Annotated in this window: 17 protein-coding genes and 1 tRNA gene; 8 read left to right on the top strand and 10 right to left on the bottom strand. The window is 67.2% G+C overall.

The genetic code is table 11. The features are described from left to right. Positions 1-2 precede the first annotated feature (2 nt). The 4 genes from GGQ62_RS12360 to bchF are packed head-to-tail and all read right to left on the bottom strand — an operon-like array spanning position 3 to position 7,042. Positions 3-3,698 carry a magnesium chelatase subunit H gene (locus tag GGQ62_RS12360; protein WP_152578604.1) on the bottom strand — a complete coding sequence of 1,232 codons (3,696 nt, stop codon included), beginning with the start codon at positions 3,696-3,698 and terminating at the stop codon, positions 3-5. Next, positions 3,688-5,259, bottom strand: coding sequence for a ferredoxin:protochlorophyllide reductase (ATP-dependent) subunit B (gene bchB / locus GGQ62_RS12355; protein ID WP_152578603.1), 1,572 nt, complete (start codon positions 5,257-5,259; stop codon positions 3,688-3,690). Before bchB ends, GGQ62_RS12360 begins: the two co-directional genes overlap by 11 nt. Beyond that, the gene (locus GGQ62_RS12350) at positions 5,259-6,518 is read right to left on the bottom strand and encodes a ferredoxin:protochlorophyllide reductase (ATP-dependent) subunit N (protein ID WP_152578602.1); all 1,260 of its coding nucleotides are present in this window, start codon (positions 6,516-6,518) and stop codon (positions 5,259-5,261) included. Before GGQ62_RS12350 ends, bchB begins: the two co-directional genes overlap by 1 nt. After that, positions 6,515-7,042 (bottom strand): 2-vinyl bacteriochlorophyllide hydratase, encoded by a 528-nt coding sequence (bchF, locus tag GGQ62_RS12345; protein WP_152578601.1) that lies wholly within the window; start codon positions 7,040-7,042, stop codon positions 6,515-6,517. Before bchF ends, GGQ62_RS12350 begins: the two co-directional genes overlap by 4 nt. A gap of 215 nt (positions 7,043-7,257) precedes the next feature. On the opposite strand from bchF, the gene GGQ62_RS12340 reads away from it, so the two are divergent. Genes GGQ62_RS12340 through GGQ62_RS12315 form a run of 6 tightly spaced genes read left to right on the top strand, consistent with a single transcriptional unit; the run spans position 7,258 to position 13,653 of the window. Then, entirely contained in the window at positions 7,258-8,151 is an 894-nt protein-coding gene (locus GGQ62_RS12340; protein WP_152578600.1) for a cobalamin B12-binding domain-containing protein, read from the top strand. A gap of 57 nt (positions 8,152-8,208) precedes the next feature. Continuing rightward, complete coding sequence (gene ppsR, locus GGQ62_RS12335) at positions 8,209-9,615, top strand: transcriptional regulator PpsR (RefSeq protein WP_152578599.1); 1,407 nt, start codon at positions 8,209-8,211, stop codon at positions 9,613-9,615. 52 nt (positions 9,616-9,667) lie between these two features. After that, positions 9,668-10,597, top strand: coding sequence for a chlorophyll synthase ChlG (gene chlG / locus GGQ62_RS12330; RefSeq protein ID WP_152578598.1), 930 nt, complete (start codon positions 9,668-9,670; stop codon positions 10,595-10,597). After that, a complete protein-coding gene (locus GGQ62_RS12325) occupies positions 10,594-11,931 on the top strand; it encodes a BCD family MFS transporter (RefSeq protein ID WP_243446682.1) in 1,338 nt (445 codons plus the stop codon). Before chlG ends, GGQ62_RS12325 begins: the two co-directional genes overlap by 4 nt. Further along, a complete protein-coding gene (locus GGQ62_RS12320; RefSeq protein ID WP_152578597.1) occupies positions 11,928-13,157 on the top strand; it encodes a geranylgeranyl diphosphate reductase in 1,230 nt (409 codons plus the stop codon). Before GGQ62_RS12325 ends, GGQ62_RS12320 begins: the two co-directional genes overlap by 4 nt. 13 nt (positions 13,158-13,170) lie before the next feature. Next, complete coding sequence (locus GGQ62_RS12315) at positions 13,171-13,653, top strand: TspO/MBR family protein (RefSeq protein WP_152578596.1); 483 nt, start codon at positions 13,171-13,173, stop codon at positions 13,651-13,653. A 43-nt stretch (positions 13,654-13,696) separates the two neighbouring features. On the opposite strand, the gene GGQ62_RS12310 is transcribed toward GGQ62_RS12315, so the two are convergent. The 3 genes from GGQ62_RS12310 to GGQ62_RS12300 all read right to left on the bottom strand — a co-directional run bounded on the left by GGQ62_RS12310 (position 13,697) and on the right by GGQ62_RS12300 (position 15,317). Next, entirely contained in the window at positions 13,697-14,227 is a 531-nt protein-coding gene (locus tag GGQ62_RS12310) for a c-type cytochrome (protein WP_243446252.1), read from the bottom strand. Between the two features lie 121 nt (positions 14,228-14,348). Beyond that, positions 14,349-14,422: transfer RNA gene (locus GGQ62_RS12305), tRNA-Gly, on the bottom strand. Positions 14,423-14,492: 70 nt separating this feature from the next. Then, positions 14,493-15,317 (bottom strand): YfaZ family protein, encoded by an 825-nt coding sequence (locus GGQ62_RS12300; protein WP_167649617.1) that lies wholly within the window; start codon positions 15,315-15,317, stop codon positions 14,493-14,495. Positions 15,318-15,486: 169 nt separating this feature from the next. On the opposite strand from GGQ62_RS12300, the gene GGQ62_RS12295 reads away from it, so the two are divergent. Continuing rightward, on the top strand, positions 15,487-17,022 hold the full coding sequence (locus tag GGQ62_RS12295) for a DUF4403 family protein (protein ID WP_167649615.1): 1,536 nt from the start codon (positions 15,487-15,489) through the stop codon (positions 17,020-17,022). Positions 17,023-17,062: 40 nt separating this feature from the next. On the opposite strand, the gene GGQ62_RS12290 is transcribed toward GGQ62_RS12295, so the two are convergent. Then, complete coding sequence (locus tag GGQ62_RS12290) at positions 17,063-18,661, bottom strand: cisplatin damage response ATP-dependent DNA ligase (protein WP_152578593.1); 1,599 nt, start codon at positions 18,659-18,661, stop codon at positions 17,063-17,065. A 103-nt stretch (positions 18,662-18,764) separates the two neighbouring features. Between GGQ62_RS12290 and GGQ62_RS12285 the strand changes: the two genes are divergently transcribed. Beyond that, positions 18,765-19,466, top strand: coding sequence for a MerR family transcriptional regulator (locus tag GGQ62_RS12285; RefSeq protein WP_152578592.1), 702 nt, complete (start codon positions 18,765-18,767; stop codon positions 19,464-19,466). A gap of 67 nt (positions 19,467-19,533) precedes the next feature. On the opposite strand, the gene GGQ62_RS12280 is transcribed toward GGQ62_RS12285, so the two are convergent. Together GGQ62_RS12280 and GGQ62_RS12275 are read right to left on the bottom strand one after the other, a co-directional pair. Continuing rightward, the gene (locus tag GGQ62_RS12280) at positions 19,534-20,349 is read right to left on the bottom strand and encodes a hypothetical protein (RefSeq protein WP_152578591.1); all 816 of its coding nucleotides are present in this window, start codon (positions 20,347-20,349) and stop codon (positions 19,534-19,536) included. A 365-nt stretch (positions 20,350-20,714) separates the two neighbouring features. Continuing rightward, complete coding sequence (locus GGQ62_RS12275; protein ID WP_152578590.1) at positions 20,715-22,127, bottom strand: glycosyl transferase family protein; 1,413 nt, start codon at positions 22,125-22,127, stop codon at positions 20,715-20,717. Positions 22,128-22,369: the final 242 nt, after the last annotated feature.

Here is a 22,369-nt window from a genome sequence, read left to right as displayed (position 1 = left end):
CCTCAAGCCGCCTGTTGCACGCCGCCGGATACCCCTTCCAGGATATCCTCGGCCGCGTCGGACGCCGCGCGCAGCGCAGCCAGCGTGGCGGCATCCGGCGTCCAGTAATTGCGTTCCGATGCTTCGATCAGCCGGTTGGCGACCTTGGCAGCAGCGCGCGGGTTCATTTCGGCGATCCGGTTGCGCATCGCCTCATCGAGCACATAGGCCTCGGTGATACGCTGGTACACCCAGGGATCGACTTCGCCGGTCGTCGCCGACCAGCCCATCGTCGTCGTCACGCTCGCCTCGATCTGGCGCACGCCTTCATAGCCGTGGCGCAACAGGCCTTCCTGCCAGACAGGGTTGAGAATGCGCGTGCGTGTCTCCAGCGCCACCTGCTCCTGCAGCGATCGCACCTTCCCGGCCCCTTGCGACTGGTCGCCGATATAGACCGGCGCCGTCGTGCCGCCCTTGGCACGGGTGATGGCGCGGCTGATCCCGCCGAGCGTATCGACATATTGGTCGATCGCGGTGATGCCGAGTTCGACGCTTTCGAGGTTCTGATAGGCGCAATCGACGGTCTTCAACGCCGACGCCAGCAGCCCCGCCTGGCGCACCGGTGCACCCTTGACGCCATAGGCATAGCCCTTCTGCTTTTCATAGCAGTCGGCGAGCTCGTCGGGGTCGGTCCAGCCGCTCGAATCGATCAGCAGGTTGACGTTGGCGCCATAAGCCCCCTCGGCGTTCGAATAGACCCTGAGCGCCGCCGTCTCGAGATCGCAGCCATGTTCGGCGGCGTGCGCGAGGCTGTGCTTGCGGACGAAATTGTGCGTTGTCGGCTCGTCAGCCTGCGCCGCCAGAAGTGCAGCTTCGGCGAGCATCCGCGTCTGCAACGGCAAAAGGTCGCGGAACACGCCCGACAGCGTCACCACGACGTCGATCCGGGGCCGGCCAAGCTGTTCGAGCGGGATAAGTTCGGCCCCCGACAGACGGTTGTAGCTGTCGAAACGCGGCCGCGCGCCGATCAACGCCAGCGCCTGTGCCAGCTGCGCGCCTTCCGACTTCAGATTGTCCGTACCCCACAAGACCATCGCCACGGTTTCGGGAATATGGCCCGAATCTTCGATGCTGCGGTCGATAAGACGCTGCGCCTGGGCAAAGCCGTCGCGCACGGCAAAAGCCGAAGGCAGGCGGAAGGGGTCGAAGCCGTGGATGTTGCGGCCGGTCGGCAGGATTTCCGGCGTGCGCAAGATGTCGCCGCCCGACACCGGCCGAACATAGGCACCCTTCAGCGCCTGGACGAGGCCGTCCATCTCGTGATTGGTCGCCAGCGCGTCATTGAGCGCCGACAGTTCCTTCATGATCGGCGAATCGAACCGCGCGGTGCCGGCGACAATGGCTTCGATCGCGGCGCGCGGCACGACCGCGTCGCGCGTCATCGCCACGGCCGCGAGCATGTCGACCCGCTCCTCGGGCGTCGCGGCCTGGCCGGCAACATGCAGCCCTTGCGGGATGAGCTCGCGCTCGATTTCGTAGAGCCTGGCGGCCAGAGCCGGCACATCGCTGCCATCGAGATCGAGTGCTGCTGCCTGCTCGACAATGACATCGTGCAGGGCACTGATCTCGTCGCTCGCCGGATCGGCGCTGCGCCAGCGCTCGACGGTCGCCTTGAGGTCGGCAAGACCCTTGTAGACGCCCGAATTGGTCAACGCCGGCGTCAGATAGCTGACCAGCGTCGCTGCCGACCGCCGCTTGGCGAGGACACCTTCCGACGGATTGTTGGCGGCATAGAGATAGATGTTGGGCAGGTCGCCGATCAGCCGCTCGGGCCAGCAGTCGGCGCTGAGCCCGGTCTGCTTGCCGGGCATGAACTCCAGGCTGCCATGGGTGCCGAAATGCAGCACGGCATGGGCACCGAAGTCGTCGCGCAGCCAGCGGTAGAACGCCATGAAGGCGTGGGTGGGTGCGAAGCGACCATCGAACAGCAGCCGCATCGGGTCGCCTTCATAGCCCAGCGCCGGCTGGATGCCGATGAAGACATTGCCGAACTGCGCCCCCAGGATGAAGACATTCTGGCCATCGGTCTGAAACTTGCCCGGCGCCGGGCCCCATTCCGCCTCGATCTCGGCAAGGAACGGCTCGCGCGCGACGATCGTCTCGGCGCTGACCTTGGCGTGGACATTGGCTTCCATGCCATAGGCCATGGCATTGCCGTTGAGGATGCGGCGACGGACTTCGTCGGCGGTTTCCGGCACATCGACGGCATAGCCTTCGCGGTGCAGCCGCTTCAGCGTCTCGTGGAGCGATTCGAAGACTGCGAGGAACTGCGCCGTGCCGGCGGCACCGCCATTGGGCGGGAAGTTGAACAGGACGACCCCGATGCGACGCTCCGCCTCGGCCGAACGCCGCAGCGCCGCCAGCTTGAGCATCCGCGCCGCCATCGCTTCGGCCCGCTCCGGGCAGCTTTGCATCGCCCGCACCTGCCCGCCGACCGGCCAGGTGCAGCGCCGCGCGCACCCTGTGCACGGCGCGTCGGAACCGTCCGAACGGCCGCCGAACACCATCGGCGTGGTCCCGCCATCAAGTTCCGGGATGGCGATCATGATCGTCGATTCGAGCGGCAGCAGCCCCTGCTTGTTGGCGCCCCAGCCCTGCAGGGTCTGGAATTCCACCGGGTGCGCCGCGACATAAGGCCGATCGAGCCGCGCCAGGATTTCCTCGGCTGCCTTGGCATCGTTATAGGCCGGGCCGCCGACGAGGCTGAACCCGGTCAGGTTGATGACGGCGTCGACGGTGGCGACACCATCGGCCATGAACAATTCCTCGATCGCCGGACGCGCATCGAGCCCGCCGGCGAAGGCCGGAATGACGTTGAGGCCCTTGGCTTCCATGGCGCGGATGACGCCGTCATAATGGTTGGCGTCCTTGCCGAGCACATAGGAGCGCAGCAGGATGAGGCCGATCGTGCCCTTGGCGTCGGCCCGCAGCGGCAACTCCGCGATGTGCGTGCCGATCCGCTCGGGCAGATCGGGATGATAGACGCCGATATCGGGGTAATCGCGCGGCGCGTCCGCCTTGTGGGTTCCGCGCAGCGACCGCCGCGGGCCATCGGCGTAGCGATCGACCAGCGCCCGGACCATGGCAAAGGCATTGTCGTCCGACCCGGCGAGCCAATATTGCAGGGTCAGGAAATAGGCGCGCACGTCCTGCGCCGTGCCCGGCACGAACTTGAGCAATTTGGGCAGGCGACGCAGCACCGCCATCTGCGCGGCACCACTGTTCGGGGCACCTTCCTTCGACGAACCGCGCAGCTTTTTCAGCCAGCCGAGCGGACCCTTCGGCGGCGCGTCCATGCGGTAGTCGCCCATCCGCGTCAGCTTGACGATCTCGGATGCCGACATCAGGTTGACCATCGCGTCGCAAGCTTCGCGCCGCGCTTCCAGCGCCGGCTTGATGGCGCGGATCTGGTCTTCGAGGAAGATCATCGAGGTGACGATGATGTCGCCGCGGGCGATATCGGCGCGCGCCGCGTCGAGCTTGGCCTGGTTGTCCCAGTCGGCGGCGGCGTGAAAGCCGATCGACACACCCGGCTGTTCGCGCTCGAACCGCGCCCGGGCGCGTTCGATGGCGCCGGACAGATGGTTGTCGAGCGTGATGATGACGACCCGTGCCGAAGGGTCCGACGAGCCGTGCGATGGGGGCGTATCAGCGCGCATAATGGGCTTTGGCCTCGTAAAGCGTCTCGACCGAGATCGCGGCGACGCCCTTTTCGCTGGCGTAGCGTTCCGTGTTCCGCTTGGCCTTGCCGCGGACAAAGAAGGGGATTTTCATCAGTTCGCGCGTGGCTTCGGCGGACCAGCCGCCGGCCTCGACATGCGCCGCAACAGCCGCCGGGGTCGGCGCTTCGGCAGCATCGGCCATCGCCGGCGCTTCGGCATGGGCCGGGGTCGCTGCGCCATGCCCGAGATGGCTGGGACCAGCGGCGTCCGAAAATTCGAAATCGTCGCGGAACATCGTCAGCAGATGCTCCTCAAGCCCCATCACCAGCGGATGGACCCAGGTGTCGAAAATGACATTGGCGCCTTCAAAACCCATCTGCGGGCTGTGGCGCGCCGGGAAATCCTGGACGTGGACCGGCGCCGAGATCACCGCGCACGGCAGCCGCAGCCGCTTGGCGATGTGCCGCTCCATCTGGGTGCCGAGCACCAGCTCGCAGCTGGCGGCCGCAATGGCTTCTTCCACCGCCAGATAATCGTCGGTGATCAACGGTTCGACGCCATAGAGCTTGGCCGCCGCACGGATGTCGCGCGCAAATTCGCGGTTGTAGCAGCCGAGCCCGACAACTTCGAAGCCCAGCTCGTCGCGTGCGATCCGCGCCGCGGCGATGGCATGGGTCGCGTCGCCGAAGATGAAGACGCGCTTGCCGGTCAGATAGGTCGAATCGACCGAGCGCGACCACCAGGGCATCCGGCCGGCATCCGCATCGGCCGGCGCCGCAATGCCCGCCAGCGCACAGACTTCCGCGATGAATTCGCGGGTGGCGCCGACGCCGATCGGCACGGTCTTGTTATGCTTCTGGCCAAAGGTCTTCTCGAGCCAGCGCGCCGCTTCATGGGCGATTTCGGGATAAAGCACGACGTTGAAATCGGCCTCGCCCAACCCTGCGATCGCCAGCGGCGTCGAGCCGAGCGGCGCTGTCACATGTACGTCGATTCCAAGGTCCCCGAGCAGCCGGGTGATCTCCTGCACATCGTCGCGGTGGCGGAAGCCGAGCGCCGTCGGCCCGAGGATATTGGCGCGCGGACGACGGCCTTCGCGCGGCGGTGCCACACGCGCCTTGTCGGCGAGTTGCCGGACGATCTGATAGAAGGTCTCCGCCGCGCCCCAATTTTCCTTGTGGCTGTAGCTCGGCAGGTCGAGCGCGATGATCGGGCACGGCAGGCCCATCGTCAGCGCAAGGCCGGCAGGATCGTCCTGGATCAGCTCCGCCGTGCACGAGGCGCCGACGATCATCGCCTGCGGCTGGAAGCGTTCATAGGCGTCGCGGGCCGATTTCTGGAACAGCTCGGCCGTGTCGGTGCCCAGGTCGCGCGCCTGAAAGGTCGTATAGGTCACCGGCGGCCGCTCGCCGCGCCGCTCGATCATGGTGAACAGCAGGTCGGCATAGGTATCGCCCTGCGGCGCATGCAAGACATAATGCAGCCCCTTCATGCCCGTCGCGACGCGCATGGCCCCGACATGGGGCGGGCCTTCATAGGTCCAGACGGTCAGCTGCATCAGACGGTCAATCGGTCACGGCGGACCAGCGGCCGCGCAAACAATTCGGCAAGGTCACCGGCCTGTTCGAAACCATGAACCGGCGAAAACACCAGCTCGATCGCCCATTTCGTCGACAATCCCTCGCGCTCCAGCGGGTTGGCAAGGCCGAGGCCGCAGACAGTGAGATCGGGCCGTGCCGCGCGCACCCGGTCGAGCTGCTTGTCGACGTCCTGGCCTTCGGAAATCTGCGTGCCGGCCGGCAACGCCGCAAGATCGTCGGCGAGATGGCCACGGTGGAGATAGGGCGTCCCGACCTCGACCAGCGTCATCCCCAATTCTGCCGACAGGAAGCGCGCCAGCGGCACTTCCAGCTGCGAATCCGGCATGAAGAAGATCGACTTGGCATTGAGGCGCTCGGCATGATGGGCAAGCGCGCGCTTGGCACGCTCGCGACCCGGCGCGACGACGCTGCGAAAGTGCATCTCGTCGATGCCGAATTCGCGTGCCGCGGCGTGCAACCAGGCCGTGGTGCCCTCGGCGCCGAAGGGGAACATCGCCGGCAGATGCCGTGCGCCGCGCGTTTCGAGCGCGCGCGCCGTATCGCCGAGGAACGGCTGCGCCAGCAGGAAGCGCGTGCCCGGCCCGACGCCCGGCAAGTCCTTGGCCCGGCGCGGCGGCAGCGACTCGACGCGGGCAATCCCCAGCTCGGCAAACAGGCGGCGGAACTGGTCCTCGACGACATCGGGCAAGGCCCCGACGATCAGCAGCTGGTCGGCGGCTTCGGCGCGCATTTCCGGCACCAGTGCCGCCAGGCAGGCGTCTTCGCCCTGGGTGAACGTCGTTTCGATGCCGCTGCCCGAATAGTTGAGGATGCGGACACCGTCGTAGCTGCCGTTGAGCCGCTCTGCGGCACGGCCGAGGTCGAGCTTGATGACTTCGCTCGGGCAGCTTCCGACGAGAAACAGCAACTTGATCTCGGGCCGCCGCGTCAGCAGCTGGCGGACAACCTTGTCGAGTTCCTCATTGGCATCGGCGAGGCCTGCAAGGTCGCGCTCCTCGATGATCGCGGTGCCGAAGCGCGGCTCCGCGAACACCATGACGCCCGCGGCGGATTGCAGCAGATGGGCGCATGTCCGGCTGCCGACGACAAGGAAAAAGGCATCCTGGACCTTGCGATGCAGCCAGATGATCCCGGTAAGCCCGCAGAACACCTCGCGCTGGCCGCGTTCGCGCAGCACCGGCAATTCGGCGGGGCGAACGGGTGCGAGCACGCTCATGCGGTCACCGCTCCCGGCGTTCCGCCATCGGCTTTCGCCGGCGCTTCGAGTCGCGCCATCCGCAGCTTCCAGATGAACTGCCCGGCGTTGATGACGTAGGTGAAATAGGCCGCCAGTGCGAGCCACATGAGCTGTTGGCTGTTCAGCGAATTGGTGAACAACGCGACCAGATAGGCCGTGTGCAGCGCAATGACGAGCATCGAAAACACGTCTTCCCAGAAAAAGCTCTCGGCGAACAGATATTTGCCGAATACGACTTTCTCCCAGATCGCGCCGGTCACCATGATTGTGTAAAGCGCAAAGGTCTTGATCACCACCGACCAGACGGCCGCGTCATGATATTCGCCGGTGCGCAGGTAATTCAGGACAAGGTAGAGGCTGACAGCGAAAATCAGGAACTGCACCGGCGCCAGCAGGCCCTGGACCAGCGTCCATCGGCTGTTGTCGCGCCGCACGCGCTCTTCCGCCGTGTAAAGCGGTCGCCTTGCCTTCGGACCGTTGGAGCTCGTTGTCGCGCCTGTCACCAGTCTCTCCCCACAGGCTGAAACCTACCATCGGGGCAAGAAGTGTCAACCTGACTTTACGTCAACGGCGTTTGACAGACTCCCCCTTGCGGCCTCGCGCGCGGTTGTTTAGCCTTAGCGGGCAAAGTGCGGCGGTTTGGCACAGACACAGGTTTGCAACTGCGGATCTGGCGGGTCAGGGGATCGCACGGAACAAAGGTGGGGTGCGGCGCGCCATGGCTTCGATGCTGGAGATTGTAACCGAAGCCAGGATCGCGGCCGGCAAAAGCTGGGACCGCGCACGACGTGCAGCATCGCGATCACGCGAGACGGCCAGTCCCGATGCGCTTGCGCGCGTCATCGAAGGCGACATCATTCCCCGCCTGTTGCTGGCGCATCGCACCCTGGGCGCCACGCCGTCGGCTGCGGCCCACCCTGCTGCCGAAATTCCCGCCGGCTACGCCGACCAGTTCGCCGCTGCGACGCTGACCGAAGAGGTCACGCCGCTGCTGGCCCGGGTCGAATCGCTGATGGCCGGCGGCGTATCGGTGGAAACCATCTACCTCCACCTGCTGGCGCCCGCTGCACGGCGGCTCGGCAGCTGGTGGGACGAGGACGCCTGCGACTTTGTCGATGTGACCATGGGCCTTTGGCGATGCCAGGAAATCGTTCACGCCCTTTCGGCGCTCATCCCCGGCGTCTCGCCGGTGGCAGGGGCCGAGCGCCGGGCGCTGTTTTCGCCCGCGCCAGGCGAACAGCACGGCCTGGGCGCGCTTATTGTCGAGGAATTCTTCCGGCGCGAAGGCTGGCAGACCTGGAGCGCGCCGGCGCTCGACGAAACCGAATTGCTCGCTCTGGTTGCCGGCCGCGCCTTTGACGTCGTCGGGCTGACGGTCAGCGTCGAACGCCATGTCATGCCGCTTCAGACGACCATCGCATCGCTGCGCAAGGTCTCGCGCAACCCGGCAATCATCGTCCTGGTCGGTGGCCGCGTCTTTACCGAACAGCCGGCGCTTGCTGCCGAAATCGGTGCCGATGGCACGGCCGCCGATGGCGCGCTGGCCGTCGGTCTTGCAAGCGAGTTGTTGAACCGCCGTTTGGTTACGGGCATGACACAACATACAACCTGACGACAGGGGCCATCGGCATCAGGCCGGGGTCCGACGGGAGATGGCATTCGCGCCAGCATGGACGTTCGCACCGCCAATGCCGATCATCGGCCGCTGCCTAAGGTGCAGTCCTCTTTCGGCAAGCTGCCGGCCGATGCCGCAATCCGCGGCATGGTGGCGGCATGCGACCTCGCCCTGCTCATCGATTCGCACGGCATCGTCGAAGATGTCACCCTTGGCGCCCCCGACCTTGCCGATCATGGCGTGCGCGACTGGCTCGGCCGACGCTGGGTCGATACCGTGCTTCCCGAAAATCGCGGCAAGATCGACGATCTGCTTGCGGGCAAGGGGGATCCGGGCCGCTGGCGCCAGGTCAACCACCCGTCCCCCGCCGGCGACCTGCCGATGCGCTATCTCGCCATCCCCGCCGGCGATGGCCGCGTCCTGGCGGTGGGCCGCGACATGCGCGCTGCCGCCGCGCAGCAGCAACGGCTGCTCAAGGCGCAGCAGGCGATGGAGCGGGACTCGCTTCAGTTGCGCCAGCTCGAGGCGCGGTATCGATTGCTGTTCGACACCACCCAGGACGCCATCATCGTCATCGATGCGACGTCGCGGCGCATTGCCGACATCAACCCCGCCGCGCGGCGGCTGACCGGCTTCGGCGCCGTCGCCATCGATGGCCAGCCCTTCACCAGCCTGGTCGACCCCGGCGACCGGGAAGCGATTTCGGCACAGCTCGGCGCGATCGCCGCTGCCGAGCAGCGCCATCCGGTGCGTCTCCACCTGACCAGCGGCGACGCCTGCCTGATGTCGGCGACGCTGTTCCGGCAGGACCGCGGCAGCTTCCTGCTCCTCCGCTTGCGGCCCCTGGTCGACACCGGCACCAGTCCGGAACGTCCGCTGGTCGAAGTGCTGGAGCGGATGCCCGACGCCTTTGTGCTGACCAACGACACGCTCGACATCATTGTCGGCAACGGCGCCTTTCTCGACATGGTGCATGTCACGCGACGCGACGACATCACCGGCCAACCGCTGTCGCGTTTCCTCGGGCGGCCGGGAATCGACCTCGGCCTGCTCGAATCGCAGTTGCGCGACCATGGCCTGGTCCGCAACTTCGCGACGATCGTGCGAGCGCGCGACGGCAGCGAAGAGGACGTCGAAATCTCGGCCGTCACGTCGGTGGAGGGCGGCGATACCCGCCACGGCTTTAGCATCCGGTCCACCATGCGCCGCGTTGCGGCGGCCAGCGACGATCGGCAGCTGCCGCGGTCGGTCGAACAATTGACCGAGCTTGTCGGCCGGGTCTCGTTGAAGGAAATCGTCCGCGAATCGACCGACCTGATCGAACGGCTGTGCATCGAGGCAGCGCTGACCTACACGTCGGACAATCGTGCGTCGGCGGCGGAAATCCTCGGCCTGTCGCGCCAGAGCCTCTATTCGAAACTCCATCGTCATGGTCTCGGCAACCTGTCCGATCCTGGCTGATGCCATGACAGCGCGCGTTGACGCCCGCATGTGTCAAGGCTAGCTTACACTTATGGATGGGGCGACTCTCGACACGACAGGCGGCAGGCGCGGCGCGGGTCCGACCCGGCGCTTCCCCCTCCCGCGCGACATTCTCGAACTTCTCAAGCCGGTTACCTGGTTTCCGCCGATGTGGGCGTTCATGTGCGGCGTTGTTTCGTCGGGCGTACCGCTCGCCGACCGCTGGGGCTTCCTGCTGGCGGGCATGATGCTGGCCGGGCCGCTGGTGTGCGGCAACAGCCAGGCCATCAACGACTGGTTCGACCGCCATGTCGACGCCATCAACGAACCGAAGCGTCCGATTCCATCGGGCCGCATCCCGGGGCGCTGGGGGCTCGGCATCGCCATCGCCGGTTCGATCATCTCGCTGGTGGTGGGCTGGCTCATCAACCCCGTGGTGTTCGCCGCAACCGTGCTCGGCGTCTTTCTCGCCTGGATCTATTCGGCGCCGCCGATCCGCGCCAAGGCCAATGGCTGGTGGGGTCCCGGCGTTTGCGCCGCAGCCTATGAAGGACTGACCTGGTTCACCGGCGCGGCGGTCATGGTCGGCGGCCTGCCCGACACGCGCATCATCATCATCCTCGCGCTGTACGCCGCCGGCGCGCACGGCATCATGGTGTTGAACGATTTCAAGGCCGTAAAGGGCGACGCGGTGTCCGGCGTGCGGTCGCTGCCGGTGCTGCTCGGCGTTGACCGCGCCGCGCGCGTCGCGTGCTGGACGATGGCAGTGCCGCAGCTCGTTGTCGCGGTGTTGCTCGCTCGCTGGGGCGCCATCTTCCCGGCGGCGCTGGTTGCAATGTCGGTGGGCATGCAGTTCCTGCTCATGCAACGGCTGATTGCCGATCCTGCCAAGCAGGCGCCGTTCTACAATGCCAGCGGCACCACGCTTTATGTCCTGGGCATGCTGACGGCTGCCTTCGGCCTGCGCGGCATGGGCCTGTGACCGCCCCCGCACCCCTTGGCTGGCTCAACATCGCCCGCCTCGGCCTGGTGCAAAGTGCGATCGGCGCGGTCGTCATGCTGGCATCAAGCCTGCTCAACCGCGTGATGGTGGTTGAATTCGCCCAGGTCGCGGCGCTTCCTGCCGGCCTTGTCGCCTTTCATTATGCGGTCCAGCTCAGCCGCCCGAAATGGGGACATAATTCCGATACCGGGCGCCGGCGCACCCCCTGGATCATCGGCGGCATGGCCATTCTCGCCATCGGCGGGGTTCTCGCCACCAAGGCAACGGTGATGCTTGCCGGGCCATTCGTGCCGGCGCTGCTGCTGGCGATCCTGGCCTATGCGATGATCGGCACCGGCGTCGGCGCTGCCGGCACTTCGCTGCTCGCCCTGCTCGCAACCCGCACCGCCCCGGCGCGGCGCCCGGCCGCGGCCTCGCTGACCTGGATCATGATGATCCTGGGCATCGTCGTCACCGCGTCCACCGCCGGCCGGCTGCTCGAACCGTTCAGTCCGGAACGGCTTATGCAGGTCGCCACCGGCGTCGCGGCCGGGGCCTTTGTCCTTGCCTGTCTCGCCGTTATCGGCATCGAAGGCCGCCCGGTCGCAACCCAGGCCCCAGCCACTGCGCCCGCCGATTTCGGCGCGGCGCTGCGGGGCATCTGGCAGGATCCCGTGACACGGCTGTTCACCATCTTCGTCTTTGTCTCGATGCTCGCCTATTCGATGCAGGACCTGATCCTCGAACCCTTCGCCGGCCTCATCTTCGGGTTGACGCCGGGGCAGTCGACATCGCTGTCCGGGGTCCAGCACATGGGCGTGCTGCTCGGCATGATCCTCGTCGGCGTCGGCGGGCATGGCTTTGGCGGCCGCAACGGCAGCTTTGCCGGATTGAAGCTCAAGCGCTGGATCATCGGCGGCTGCATCGGCTCGGCACTGGCGTTGGCGGCGCTGGCCATGGCGGCGACCGCCGGGCCCGGCTGGCCGCTGCAGCCGACCGTTTTCATCCTCGGCTTCGCCAACGGCGTCTTCGCCGTCGCGGCCATCGGATCGATGCTCGATCTTGCCGGCCGCGGCGAGCCGGATGGTGGCGATGGCGGGCAAGAGGGGATCCGCATGGGGCTGTGGGGCGCATCGCAGGCGATCGCCTTCGGCCTCGGCGGGCTGTTCGGTGCCAGCGCGGTCGATCTCGGCCGCCGACTGCTCGGCAGCGACGGCCCGGCGTTCGAGCTCGTCTTCGCCTTCGAAGCCGTGATGTTCATCGGCGCGGCGGCCATCGCCACGCGACTCAGCACCAGCGAAACCAAAAATCGACCGAGGGAGGCCATCGCATGACCGAGATTTTCGATGCCATCGTCGTGGGCGGCGGCCCATCCGGCGCCACTGCGGCCAACGACCTTGCCCTGGCCGGGCGCCGCGTGCTGCTGCTCGATCGCGCCGGCCGCATCAAGCCGTGCGGCGGCGCCGTGCCACCGCGCCTGCTCAAGGATTTCGACGTGCCGCTCGAGCAGCTGTGCGCCCGCGCCACCTCGGCGCGCATGGTGGCGCCGTCGAACAAGGCGGTGGACATGCCGGTCGGCGACGGCTTCGTCGGCCTGGTCGATCGCGAGGTTTTCGACGAGTTCCTGCGCGCCCGTGCCACCAGCAACGGCGCCACGCGCATCGATGGCACGTTCGAAGCGCTGGAACGCGACGCCGAAGGCACCGCCGTCATCGCCTATCGCCCGAAAGGCGCGCCGCGCGGCAGCGAACCGATCCGCGTGCGCGGCAAGGTCGTCATCGGCTGCGACGGCGGCAATTCGGCCGTGGCGCGCGCGGCGCTGCCGGCCAATGAAAAAGTTCCGTTCGTCTCCGCCTATCACGAAGTCATCGAATCACCCCCCGAAGGCTTCAGGGGCTTCGAAGGCGGCCGCTGCGACATCTATTACCAAGGCCATTTGTCGCCCGATTTCTACGCCTGGATCTTCCCGCATGGCGACAAGACCAGCGTCGGCGTCGGCAGCGCCGTCAAGGGCTTCGCCATGCGCGACGCCGTGGCGCGGCTGCGCGAACAGACCGGCCTCGATGCCTTCAAGACGATCCGGGTCGAAGGCGCACCGATTCCGCTCAAGCCGCGCAAGCGCTGGGACAATGGCAAGGATGTGGTCGTCGCGGGCGATGCCGCAGGGGTCGTCGCGCCGGCCTCGGGCGAAGGCATCTATTACGCCATGACCGCCGGGCGCCTGGCGGCCGAAGCTGCCGGCACCTTCCTCACCACCGGCGACCCGGCCGCGCTCAAGCTGGCGCGCAAGCGCTTCATGAAGCTGCACGGCCAGGTCTTCATGGTGCTCGGCATGATGCAGTGGTTCTGGTATCGCAGCGACAACATGCGCGAGCGCTTCGTCAAGCTGTGCCAGGATCCCGATATCCAGCAGCTGACCTGGGAAGCCTATATGAACAAGGAACTCGTCCGCAAACGCCCGATGGCGCATGTGCGGATCTTTCTCAAGGACACCGGCCAGCTGCTCGGCGCGGTATTTTCGGGACGCAAGCGGGAAGGCGCCGCCTCGGGCTCGATGTGACGGTCGTCGCTGAATGAATCCCGGCCGTTGGGTTCTCCCGGCGGCGGTGGCGGCGGTCACAACGCTGCTCATCGCCGCGCTGGGGGCAACGATCACCGTGCTCGGTCCCTGGTATCAGGATCTGGCCAAGCCTGCCTGGGCGCCGCCCGATATCCTGTTCGGGCCGGCGTGGACGCTGATTTTTGGTCTTTGCGCGATTTCGGCGGCGACGGCCTGGCTCGCGGCACCGTCGCAGACGATGCGCGATGTCGTCATCGGCCTGTTCGCCATCAACGGGTTTCTCAACCTGTTGTGGAGCTTTCTGTTTTTCCGGATGCAGCGCCCCGATCTCTCCGCCACGGAAGTCTGGTTCCTCTGGGCGTCGATTGCGCTGCTGATCATCATCTGCTGGCGTTTTTCACGCCCGGCCGCGCTGTTGCTGATCCCCTATCTGATCTGGGTGACCTTTGCCGGGGCGCTCAACATCGCCATCGTGCAGCTCAACGGGCCATTCTAACGGCCGGCGCTGGCCGGGACGGACGTCCCGGCCGGCGTTCAGTTCACGCCTTGGTCTTGAGATAGGCGATGACGTCGGCGCGGTCCTGCGGGTTCTTCAGGCCGGCGAAGGCCATGTAGGTACCCTTGATGACCTGCTGCGGCGCTTCAAGATAGGTGAACAGCTGTTCGTCGGTCCAGGTCAGGCCGCTGTTCTTGTTGGCGGGCGAATATTTGAAACCTTCGATGCTGCCGGCCTGGCGGCCAACAACGCCCCACAGCGACGGACCGACGCGGTTCACGCCCTTTTCAACGACGTGGCAGGTCCGGCACTGGCCAAAGACCTTTTCGCCCTTGACCGGATCGCCGGTCAGGCTGGCCAGGGTCACCCCCGCAGCCGGCGTTGCCGTCGCGGCCGTATCAGCCGCCGGTGCGGCAGCGGGCGCTGTCGCCTCAGGGATCGCCGGCGTGGTCACTTCCGCCGTCGTGGTCGCGGTGGTGGCATCGGCTGCCTTGTCAGACCCGCCGCAGGCGGCAAGCATCGCCATGAGTGCGGTGCCGGCTGCCAGACGAATTGCAGTTTTGGTCGCGATCATTTTTCTATCCCCGATTTGCGCATGGCCAACCATGGATCATCCACAGTCATCCCGTTTCTCAACACAAGGTCGAAACTCGCGGGAAGCCAACAGGTTCCGCACCCGCGATGTCCGGCAGCACTGGAGCGGGTAGCGGGGATCGAACCCGCATCACAAGCTTGGAAGGCTAGTGCTCTACCATTGAGCTATACCCGCAGCGCCAGCATCCTTGCGTCTGCCACAGCGGTCCCCGCCCGGTCAACGCGGCACCGCATCGGCCGGCTGCCTAGAAGGCGACTTCCAGAGACACGATCGGCCCATGGAATTCATATTGCAGGCGGCCGGTGAAATCGCGCTTGCGCGCCCGGAAGATGTAGTTGGTGTAGCGATAGCCCGCACCGAGCCCGACGTTGCGGATGATCCGCGCCGTCACGCCCGCCTGCGCTTCGACAAGGCTGCCGCTGTAATCGCCGACACTGAGCGACAGCCAGTCGGCCCGGGCGTTGAGCGCGAACACCGGTGACAGGACATAATTGCCATAGCCGCTGATCGTCGGGAGCGGCGCGCGCTGGCTGCGCTGTTCGGAAGCGAGCGCCGATGAAATGCTGCCATTGGCCGTGGTCACGGTTCCGGCGCCGAGCAATTGGACGGTGAAGTTGGTGATATGCCCGCCAAGCGCGACGCCCAGTTCGGCCCGGTCGGTCAGCAGCGGCGAATAGCCCAGCGCGACGCGATAGGTGGTGCTCTGCAGCAGCCCGGCGACATTGGCCTGGGCGTTGAACACGGTTTCGCCGACGGCGATCGACCCCGCAACGCTGCGGTTGCCGATGCGCTTGAGCCTGAAATATTCGCCTTCGATGCGGACCGCCCGCCCCAACCGGACGCCGACCAGGCCGATCGGCTGGCTGTCATGTGTCGGCAAGCCGATGTCACTTTCGAAATCGATCGCCGTGCCGCTGCTGCCGAGCAGCACATTGTCCAGCCGCATGTTCGAATTTGCCGTCGTGAAAAAGCCACCGCCCTGCGCCCAGAACCGGTCCCGGGGGCGTTCGGCCCACGCCGGTGCCGACGCCACGCCAAGAGCCGCTGCCAGCAAAAGCCCAGTCCGCATGCGAAAGCCCCCGCGCACAAGATCGCTGGATGCAAATATCATGGCTGCCGCGTTTTTCCTACGATCCGCCCGCGGCACCCGTTCGCTGCCCCTGCCGCGGTTGATCGAAAATGCGGAATCTGCGACAAAACGGCAACGGCTCGCTCGGCCGACCAGAAGGTGCCTGGCAATGCCGTCGTTTCGTCTGCCCATCGTGATCGCGCTGTTGCTCGCGCTGCTCGCGGGCTGCGAACGCAAGAACACCAATCTGGCACCGCCGCGGGTGACGACCGCCACCCCGATCGTGCCGCCGACATCCACCATCGTCATCCCGATCAGTGCGCGAATTGCAGACCTGGAAGCCGCGCTCAACGCCGAAGTCCCGCACATCGTCCATGAAATCGACAAGCAGACGACGTGCCTGAAGGCGGCGCGGGTGACGGCCTGTGTCGTCCCCAAGCTCAAATGCAAGGGGCTGAAATGCGAAAAGACCGGTTGCTCGGTCGGCCTCGACAATGCGCGCATCACCCCCGACATCAGCTGCCGCATCGTCGGCGAAGTCACGCGCGGCCCGATCCGCCTGGCAGGGTCAGGCAATGTCATCGATCTGGTCATGCCGGTGTCTGCAACGATCGCCGCGAAGGACATCGGCCATGTGATCAAGACCCAGGATGCCACCGGCGCCGCCGATGTCCATGCCCGCATCCGGCTCGGCATGGTCGGCGACTGGCAGCCGACGGCCAAGGTCGAGATCGATTATGAATGGACGCAGAAGCCCGGCATCTCGCTGCTCGGCGAACGCATCACCTTTGCCAGCAAGGCCGATCCGCAGTTGGCCAAGGTCATTGCCCGGCTGGAAGCCGATACGACGAAATATCTCGCCCGCCTCCACCCCCGCGACCGCATCGAAAGCGGCTGGAAACAGGCTTTCACCGCGCTCATGCTCAACCGCAGCAACCCGCCGGTATGGCTGCGGGTCACGCCGCAGGCACTGCGCTACAACGGATACCGGATCGAAGACGACCGGCTGGTGCTCGACCTGAAGGCCGTGGCCACCACCGAAGGCTTTGTCGGCGAACGGCCGCCCGACCCCCCGGTGACACCGCTGCCGACACCGGCCGACATTCCACAGGACGCGGGCTTCACCATCCGCATTCCCATCGTCGCCCAATATGCCGAACTGGAACCCGTGCTGGAAAAGGCGCTCCGCAAGCTCGCGCGCCAACCCATCGTCGTTCCCGGCGCCGGGCCGGTCGACGTCCGCTTCGGCAAGCCCATCGTCTATGCGACGACCGGCAATCGGCTTGCCATCGGCCTGCCGATGCAGGTCGCCGCGGACGGCGAAGCCTTCAGCACGACCGGCACCGTCTGGGCCACCGGCATTCCCTACAACCAGCCCGGCAGCCAGCAAGTGCGGGTCCGCGACCTGACCATCGATGGCCGCGGCGATGCCACCTTCGACATCATGCTGGCGGTGGCGCGGTCGCCCGGCGTTCTCGATGCCATCGGCGGCGGGCTGACCCAGAATTTCGGCCGCGACTATGCCAAGCTGCTCGGCAAGATCGATCGCGCGCTGATGGACAAGCGCGTCGGCGACTTCATTCTCGATGCCCGCATCGACCAGGTCCGCAACGGCGTTGTCAAACCCTTGGGCCAGGGCGTCTACATGCCGGTCGACACCACCGGCACCGCCACGCTGCGCTACGACCCGCGGCCGGTGCCCTGACCGGCGACTTGACCGGCGACTTGACCGGCGACCCGATCGATCAGACCAGGCGCGCCAGCGCCGCGACGGTATCGGCTTCCGCCGCCGGCTTGTCGGTACGGATCCGCGCAATCCGCGGAAAGCGCATCGCCAGCCCGGACTTGTGGCGCTTGCTGACGTGGATCGAATCGAAGGCGATTTCGACGACCAGCGACTTTTCGACTTCGATGACCGGCCCGAAGCGCCCGATGGTGTGCGACCGCACCCATTTGTCGAGCATCGCCAGCTCGGCATCGGTAAAGCCGAAATAGGCCTTGCCGACCGGCAGCAATTCGCCCGGCGCACCCCAGCAGCCGAAGGTGAAATCGCTGTACAGGCTGCTGCGCTTGCCATGGCCGCGCTGGGCATACATCAGCACGCAATCGGCGGTCAGCGGATCGCGCTTCCACTTGTACCACAGCCCGGCGCGGCGGCCGGCGACATAGGCGCTGTCGCGCCGCTTCAACATCAGCCCCTCGATGGCGTCGTCGCGCGCCGCGTCGCGCACGGCCGACAGCGCCGCGAAGTCGCGCGCCTCGACGATCGCCGAAAGGTCGAAGCGCGATGGATCGAGCGTGGCCACCAGGTCGTCCAGCCGGACCCGGCGGGCGTGCCAAGGCAACGCCCGCAGGTCTTCGTCCCCGATTACCAGCGCGTCGTACAGGCGCACGAACGCCGGTGCCTCGGTCATCAGCTTCGCCGGTGGCGCCTTGCGTCCCAGCCGCTGCTGCAGCGCGTTGAAGCTCGCCGCTGCGCCGCCATGTTGATCCCGGCCCTGCGCCTCGCCGCGCACCAGCAATTCGCCGTCCAGCGCCGCATGCGCGGCAAAGGCGCCGGCGACATCGGGAAAGCTGCCGGTGATATCGTCGCCGGTGCGGCTGTACAGCCTGGTCCTGCCGTCGCCACCGGCCGCGACCGGCACATGCACCACCTGGACGCGGATGCCGTCCCATTTCCATTCCGCGACGAAATCGGCGAGGTCGATCGTTTCCCCTTCCAGCGGCTGCGCCAGCATGAAGGGGCGGAACACCGGGGCGCCGCCCGAATCGGGCCGTGCCCCCGCCCCGGTCGCCCAGGCGAACAGCCGGTCATAAGGCGGCACCAGCCCGTGCCAGATTTCTTCGACCTCGCCGACATCGACGCCGAAGCTTTCCGCGAACGCCGTCTTGGCGAGCCGTGCCGAGGCACCGACGCGCATGCTTCCGGTGGCCAGCTTGATCAACGCATAGCGTCCCGGCGCATCGAGCCGATCGAGCAACCCCGCCACCACTCCCGGCGCTGCGGCACGCGACACCGACGCCAGCGTGTCGACGACATCGGCGAGCGACGGCGGCGGCGCCGCCACCGGCGGGTCGGGCCACAGCAACGACACGGTTTCCGCCATGTCGCCGACAAAGTCGTAGGACAGCGCGAACAGGACCGGGTCGACGCGGGCCGTCATCAGGTCGCGCAGCAACCGCGGCTGCACCATTTTCAGGTCGAGCCCGCCGGTCAGCGCCGCCAGCGCCCAGCCCCGGTCGGGATCGGGCGTCGTGCGCAGATAATCGCCGATCAATCGCAACTTGGCGTGGCGTGACCGGGTGTAGACCAGGGCGTCGAGAAGGGCGGCAAAAGCCTGCATGCGCAAATGGGTAGCACGCCCAAAGAGCCGGCGCGACCGCATAGCCATGCCTGGCAAATGCTGCTAGGGGCTGTCACTTCATACAGGAGGAAACCGCGCCCCGATGCGGATGCGCGAACTTGAAAAGGCCAGCGGAGTCGGGCGGGAAACCATCCGTTACTATATTCGCGAAGGTCTGCTGCCCGAACCGGATCGCGCCAGTCGCAATTCGGCATCGTACACTGGCGCCCATGTTACCAGGCTGCGTGCGATCAAGCGACTGCAGGAAGAACGCTTCCTGCCACTCGCCGTCATCCGCGCATTGCTCGATGCCGATGACGGGGATCGCTGGCTGGCCCCGACAGCGTTTCCCATGCTCGATGCGTTGCTGGCGGCGCGACTTGAAGCCGGCGGCATGGCGCGCGTCGCCGCGACTGCCGTCGCTGCCCAGCTGGGCATCGACGCATCGGTGATCGCCGATCACGCCGCCACCGGCATGATCGGCATCGATGCCGACGGGCTGATGTCGGCGCGCGACGCCGCCATTCTCGGCAGCATCAAGGAACTGGCCGATATCGGCTTTACCGAGCAACTGGGGTTTACCGGCCTGCAGATGCGTTTCTACCTCGACTTCATCGAGTGGGTCACCGCGCAGGAGATGCGCCTGTTTCTGGAACACACGGCTGGCCAGGTCGGCGAGGCGCAGGCGCTCGACATGGCCGAACGCGGTGTTTCCGTCATCAACGACCTGTTGTCGCAATTGCGCACGCGCGCCCTGCTGAGGAAACTCGGCGAGCGGCGCCGTGTCGCCAATGACAATGGTTAAGGGCTAGCCGGGGAGGGCTAGTGCCCCCCGTTGCGGGTCAGCAACGGGGGGCAGACGCTCCTGGGCATCAGAAGCCGACGGAGACCGTCACCGCCGGCCCGCTGATGGGTGCCGCATTGCCGGCAACCCGCCAGCGATAATCGGCGCGCACCGCAACGCCGGCCGGCAGGCGCCCCGTGACCCCGGCGCCGACATCGACCCGGCTGACCGTTACAAAGCCTGTCTGGATGCTGCCCCACACACCCGGCCCGGCGCTCAATCCCACACCGGCCACGCGGCCGACCGGCACCGCGGCACGCGCCTCGCCGCCGGCATAGACATCGCCATTGCCCCGTGCGCCGGCCTCGCCATAGCCATCGACCCTGACCGGCCCCAGCTGCCGTTCCCCACCCACCGCGACGCGGAAATTCCAGTCGCCGCTGGTCTGCCGACCGACGGCGATCAACCGTTCGGCGGCAATGCTCACCCCCGGCAACGGTTGCCAGCGCACCCCCAGCGCCGCCTGCGTCGTCTTGCCGTCGATCAGGTCACGGTCGTCGTGCGCGGCATACACCCGCGCCAGGACTGCCAGCGGCCGCCGCGCCAGCGGGTCGATGCGCCACGCCAAGCTGCCCCCCGACTGGCCGCCGCCCAGCACGGGACTGGCCGCAGCCCCGCCCGGCGTCCCGGCATCGCGAAACAGCACGAACGCGTCGCCCGACCAGCGTCGGCGCAGCTGCTGCCGCGCGCGTGTCCAGTCCGCAGCCTGGGGCGCCCCGCCCCCGGCGTCGGCGGCAGCGATTGCGGCACCGAACAAGGCGTCGGCACCGCGGCGATCGCCGGCGGCGAGCCGGGCATAGGCGCGTGTGGCCAGGTCGAACCCCGGCACCGCCGCGGCCGCCACGGGCGGCAACGGCGCGGCAGGACCGGCGGGCACAGCAAGGCCGCTGGTTGATGCCTGGGGTTGCGGCGCGCCGGCGGCTGCAACGGGCGGCTGCAAGGCGACAGTGCGGGTCGGCCGGAAGGGATCGTGCCCCGGCCTGTGCTGCCGGATGGCCCCGCGATCGGTGACGGTGTTTGCCGCATCGGCCAAAATCCCTTCCGGCAGCGTCGGCGGTGCACCCGTGGCCGCGGACCCTGCCGGCTGTGGGTGCAAGGCCGCCATGGTCGCATCGAAACGTTGCACCAACCCTGGCACGCGCCCCGCGAACCAAAAGACGGTGACGGCCCCCACCACGGCCAGCGCCCGCAGCGGCCGACCCCTGCCGGTCACGCGGCGGACTCTGCCTCCGGATGCGGAAAGCGATGGACGGTCTTGTCCCATTGCGGGGCATCGCCGCTGCGCAGCGCCGCGGCATAGCGCCGGCAGGCCGACCAGGCGGCCGCGGCATTGATGACGTTGCTGACGACGGCGCGCGGCACCGATCGCGCCGCTTCGCGCCAGCCATGGCCATAGGCCGTGCAGGCCGCCCGCATCGCCAACCGCCAGGCCAGCAGGACGATGTTGACCAGCGTCAATGTCATCGCCAGCGGCCCCAGCAGCGGCGGCAGGGCGGCCAGCGCCGGCACCGACGCCACGAGGACCGAATCGAGCAGGATCAGCAGCGTCACGGCATAGGCGACCATCGCCAGCAACGCCGCGACCACCGCCTTGCGGTCGCGCAGCAGCATGTAGCGATCGGCAGCGCCGCGCGGCCAGCCGAGCCGGTCCCACCCCGACAGCGCGATGCCCAGCAGCCAACGGGTTTTCTGCCGGCGTGCCGTTTCGAACGTGGCGGGGAAATGCGCCTCGGTGGCGACCAGGCCGCCGTTCGCCTCACGCACGCGCACCAGCGCGGTGCCGCCGCCAAGCGCCTTGATGCGCAACCCCAGTTCATAATCCTCGGTCAGGCAGGTGGCATCGAACGGGTCGCCGCCGCCCACCTCGGCGATGCGGCCGAGCATGGTGCGTTCGATGGCGCAAGCAACGCCGGCGGACGGCACCGCCGCCCCCAGCGCCTGGCGCACGGCAATGTCCTTCAAATGATTGGCGGCAAATTCATCGAGGTAATGACCCGCCACCCAGGGCGATGTCTTGTCCGGCAGCGGCACCACCGGCAGTTGCACCATCGCCAGGCCAGGAATCAACGCGTTCTGGACGCGCAGTTCCTGGGGGTGAAGAACATCCTCGGCATCGTGCAGCACCACCGCCTTGAAAATGCGCCCGCGCGCGCGCTCGTCCGCCAGCACGGCGCGCCACAGATGGTTGAGGCAGTCCGATTTCGTCGTTGGCCCCGGCCGGCTGCACAGCACCGGCGCGATCCGCGCATCGGGAATCGCCGCCACCGCGGCACGCCCGGCGGGATCATTGGGGTAAAGGCCGACGAAGACCCGGTAATCGGGGTAATCGAGGGTGGCGAGCAGCCGCGCCAGCATGGCCCCGATGACATTCGATTCGTCCCAGGCAGGGATGATGATCGCCATCGGCGCCGGCGCGACCTGGTGGAGCATCTCTGCCGTGGCGCGCGGCGTCGGCGGCTGCATCCGGCGCCACAGCCAGCGGCCAAAATAGACCAGGTCGACGAACAGATCGTCCGCCGCCGAAACGGCGATGATCAGCGCGATGACCAGCACCAGTTCGCCGAGCAGCAGATGCCCCGCCACCAGCGCCGCCAGACCCCATTCACCCCCCGCATCGGCCATGGTTCAGGGCGACGTCCCGCGGTTGGACGCCCCGGCACCCGCGCCTAGCAGACGGGGAGGGCCGCTTGCTCTTGCAGCACGGTGCCGGGGCATCCTCGACCCCGGCCGGCGGCGGCGCGGGGTCATGCGCACCGCCGCCCTGCCGGGCTCGATTTCGAAGCGATTAACACGCAAGACAATAACAAAGGGTAACTGCCGCGCGGTCGCCGGCGCGCCGTGACGCCAGGGTGCCGCCGGGTTGA

It is taken from the genome of Polymorphobacter fuscus, assembly GCF_011927825.1.
Classification (GTDB): Bacteria; Pseudomonadota; Alphaproteobacteria; order Sphingomonadales; family Sphingomonadaceae; genus Sandarakinorhabdus; species Sandarakinorhabdus fusca.
This window is presented reverse-complemented; position numbering and strand designations above follow the sequence as displayed.